Source organism: Capnocytophaga sp. oral taxon 326 str. F0382 (assembly GCF_000318295.1).
In the GTDB taxonomy this organism is placed as follows: Bacteria; Bacteroidota; Bacteroidia; order Flavobacteriales; family Flavobacteriaceae; genus Capnocytophaga; species Capnocytophaga periodontitidis.
The window spans coordinates 30,597-34,230 of record NZ_KB291358.1 but is presented as its reverse complement, the minus strand read 5'-3'; the positions used below and the strand labels follow the sequence as shown (position 1 = coordinate 34,230).

Sequence of the window (3,634 nt, the reverse complement as noted above, 5' to 3'; positions counted from 1 at the left end):
ATTTTAACACATTTTGATAAACACAAGTGATAATATTTATTTATTCTCAAGGTTTTTTGTACTCTCAAGATACTATCAATATGATTGATAAGTTACATATCAAAAATGAGTTTAAAGAGTTAGAGGATAGAATAGAATATCTTGTAAGAAAGGATAAGATAGTAAGTAAAACAGAAGAAATTCAACAGTTTCATATATTTTTCTTAAAAAATACTTTATTCAGTATACCTAATTACAAAGCAGATAAAGAGGAATATTTGAATGGTTCTTTTTTGCAGTATTTGAAACCAAACTATTATAAAATTAGTCCTCAAAGACTTTGGCAAAAAAGGAAAAACTATTTAGATACTTCTACCTATATTATGGATATTAAAGGTAATTTGATTGCAACAGGAGATGCAAGACTTGTTTCAATAGCATTTGCATCATATTCTTTAATGATAAAAACAGCAAAATTTCTTTTTGAGAAGAAATTTGATTTTGTTTTTTATATGGGAGGGATTTATGGATATTTTATAACTATAAAGGAAGGCAAACTCTATGTAATTAGTGCTTTTGATGGAGAAATAGAGATGTATGAATGGGGGTATTTTGTGAATAATTGTTTAGATAAAATAGAGCCTTCTCAGTTTATAGAAAAGAAGTAAAATTAAGTACAATGCCTTTGGTGAACGTTCGCACTGTTATTATGGTAATGCCGAAGTAGAAAAAGCCAAACGCCCAATGCTAAAACACTACAGCCACGACGGTAGTACAGAAATCGTATGTAACAAAACCGATAACAGCACCAAGTTTATACTTTACTTAGGCGGTGATGCGTATAGTGTCCCTGCGATACTTATTTCGGATGGTGAAGTGCAAAAGCTCTATTACTTACATAGAGATTATTTAGGCTCTATAGTAATGCTTACCGATGAAGACGGCAACATCGCTGAAAGACGCCATTTTGACCCTTGGGGACAACCCATAAAAGTAGAAGATGGAGCGGGAAAAGTGTTACAAGGTTTAACTTTATTAGATAGAGGTTTTACAGGACACGAACACCTGCAAACCGTAGGATTGATACATATGAACGGACGGTTGTACGACCCTGCCCTACACCGCTTCTTAATGCCCGATAACTTTGTACAAGACCCTTTTAACACCCAAAACTTTAATAGATACGGCTATTGTTTGAATAACCCGCTTATTTATGTAGATGAGAATGGGGAGTTTTGGCATATAGTAATAGGTGCTTTAGTAGGAGGAGTTGTAAATCTTGTTGCAAATATAAATAACAGTCAAGGGTTTTGGGAACATTTAGCTGCTTTTGGTGTTGGTGCGTTAGGAGGAGCAGTAACAGCTGCAGTAGGTGGTAGTGATGGAGGTGCTTCCTTTCTTGCTATAACAGGAACAGCTGCAGGAATGGGAGCTTTAACAATGGGTACGAATAGTATTATAGCACAAACTGGCCCTAATTTTTCAGGAATGAATAATGTGAATTGGGGTGCTGTTGGTAAAAGTTCCTTAGTTGGAGGAGCTTCAGGATTTGCTAGTGGAGCTGTTGGTGTATGGGCTACTAACTCAGGAATGTTAGTAAATGGAATAAACAGTCCTGTTTTGAGATCTTTAGCTGCTTCTCCTTTAGCATCAGGAGCAGGACATGTTGTAGGAGGAACAACCTATAATTTATTAGAAGGACAGAGTTTAGGTAATGCTTTTAGTAATTCATTTAATGGTATAGGACAAAGTATCGCTATGGGAACAATGCTTGGTGTTACTACAACTATAGTAAATTCCTATGCTCATAAAGTTAACCCTTGGGTAATTAGAAGTAAGCCTCAATCAATAGATTATGATTTTACTCCTGACCCATATGGAGAAAATTTGACTCTATATAGAGGTACAACTGGCAGTGAAACGGATAATAGTAGATTTCTTTTTATGACAGATAATCCTGAATATGCAAGAACATATATTACAAATGGAGGTTCTCTTATAAAAGTTACTATTCCTCATTATACTCTTTATAAAATGCGATTCAATGGAGATGTAATATATTATAATGGAACACATAATACAACTATCCCTAATACTGAATATCGTTTCTCTCCTCGAGTAAAACCTTTAATCATAAAAAATATTAAAGACTAAATCTATGAACATTAGACTTAACCTTCAAAATACAACAGATAGACTACTCTCTATAGCAAATGATATTTGTTTCAACACTATATCTCATAAAGTACTTTATTTTATGAGAGGATTTGATAACTATAATCAAAAATCATCTCTTTATGAATACGAAAGAGAGAATTATAAGTTGTTCAGCAAAAGAAAGTTTCTTAGCTTAGAGGAATTAGTAAGAAAAATAGAAAAACACAAGAAATTTCTTACCTGGGTAGATCTAACTTTATACTTTTCTTCAGAAGAAGAGACAATTATTTTAGTAGAACTTGTTTTTACAAAAAGAAGATTTATATTTTGGCATAAATTTAGTTCTAAACTCAATTTTCATTGTGGAATAAGATTACCAGATGACTACACAGTAAAAAACAATCAAAAATTTGATGTTAATTGGCATTTACAGAAATTTCTACATACTGAATAAGAAATGATTGCTTAGAAAATAATATCACTACACAAGTCTCGCAAAATGGTTGGAGTAATATTGATTGGACAAGTGCGGTAATAGATACAGGAATAGGCGTTGGAAGTGCTTATTTAGGAGGTAAATTATCAGGCTTTTCTTCAAAACTGTTTAGCAATGTTACGAGTCCTATCCTTAAAAATGTATTGATAAATGGCACAAGCAATGCAGCTTCTGGATTTCTTGTTTCTGCAGGATTTTCTTTTGCATATACTAAAGATTTTGATCAAGCTTTAAAAGATGGTGTTAAAGGAGCTGGCTATGGTTTGGCATTAGGTTCGGCTTTAGGGGTTGTGCAAGGATTTCAGTATGCAAGAGGATATGATGTAAATCCTTGGACAGGAAAAAGGAATGATTTTTTTAAGGGGACTTGGTATTCAGATAGAGTATTAGGAAATATGTTTAATACATCTGATGCTTTTCATAGCTTTCCTGAGAATGTTAAAGCTTTTCAAATGGATGGGGTTGTAACTCCTCTAAAAGGGAAAGATGGTGTTATAGTTCCAATATTAAAAATACCAGGAAGTTACAGAGGAAAAGAAGGATATTTTGAATTTATAAAAGAACGTGATGGAATGATTAATCATAGATTTTTTCGTCCTAATAGTAAATAACATGGAATTAACAGATAAATTAATAGCACTACTAAAAAAAGGAGCTCCTGTATATGGGACAATACAAAAATCTTTTTCAAAAAATGATGCCTTAGAGATTTTAGAAGAGTGTCTAAAGAGTAGAATTGCTGTTTTGGGAGGAGATGTAGTCAATATTAATAATAATGGTTATTTTGAATATAATTATGACAATTGGAGTTATAATAGAAAAAAAGGAGAAAGCGAGGTAGATTATGTATTAAGAAGTATAGAAAAAGCCATTAAATATATATCTAATTATAAACTAAATAATGTTTATTTTTGTATTTCATTTGATATAAAAGACAGTAATACAAATAAATATTTCTTTTTTAAGGATATAACTTTATAATGAGACATTCAAAAGAAATTG

Annotated in this window: 5 protein-coding genes; all 5 read left to right on the top strand. The window is 32.1% G+C overall.

What is annotated here, in order from left to right:
• The first annotated feature begins 26 nt into the window (after positions 1 to 26).
• The 5 genes from HMPREF9073_RS00595 to imm40 all read left to right on the top strand — a co-directional run bounded on the left by HMPREF9073_RS00595 (position 27) and on the right by imm40 (position 3,613).
• Positions 27 to 647, top strand: coding sequence for a hypothetical protein (locus HMPREF9073_RS00595; protein ID WP_157453465.1), 621 nt, complete (start codon positions 27 to 29; stop codon positions 645 to 647).
• A gap of 76 nt (positions 648 to 723) precedes the next feature.
• Positions 724 to 2,133 (top strand): RHS repeat-associated core domain-containing protein, encoded by a 1,410-nt coding sequence (locus HMPREF9073_RS16110; protein WP_009750678.1) that lies wholly within the window; start codon positions 724 to 726, stop codon positions 2,131 to 2,133.
• A gap of 4 nt (positions 2,134 to 2,137) precedes the next feature.
• Complete coding sequence (locus HMPREF9073_RS00585) at positions 2,138 to 2,590, top strand: hypothetical protein (protein WP_009750677.1); 453 nt, start codon at positions 2,138 to 2,140, stop codon at positions 2,588 to 2,590.
• 185 nt (positions 2,591 to 2,775) lie between these two features.
• Entirely contained in the window at positions 2,776 to 3,243 is a 468-nt protein-coding gene (locus tag HMPREF9073_RS00580) for a hypothetical protein (protein WP_009750676.1), read from the top strand.
• 1 nt (position 3,244) lies between these two features.
• Complete coding sequence (gene imm40 / locus HMPREF9073_RS00575; RefSeq protein ID WP_009750675.1) at positions 3,245 to 3,613, top strand: Imm40 family immunity protein; 369 nt, start codon at positions 3,245 to 3,247, stop codon at positions 3,611 to 3,613.
• Positions 3,614 to 3,634: the final 21 nt, after the last annotated feature.

What these genes read in the sequence shown, in the direction of transcription:
- HMPREF9073_RS16110 (WP_009750678.1), top strand. Translation starts at nt 724, where the DNA reads ATGCTAAAACACTACAGCCACGACGGTAGTACAGAAATCGTATGTAAC.
- HMPREF9073_RS00585 (WP_009750677.1), top strand. Translation starts at nt 2,138, where the DNA reads ATGAACATTAGACTTAACCTTCAAAATACAACAGATAGACTACTCTCT.
- imm40 (WP_009750675.1), top strand. Translation starts at nt 3,245, where the DNA reads ATGGAATTAACAGATAAATTAATAGCACTACTAAAAAAAGGAGCTCCT.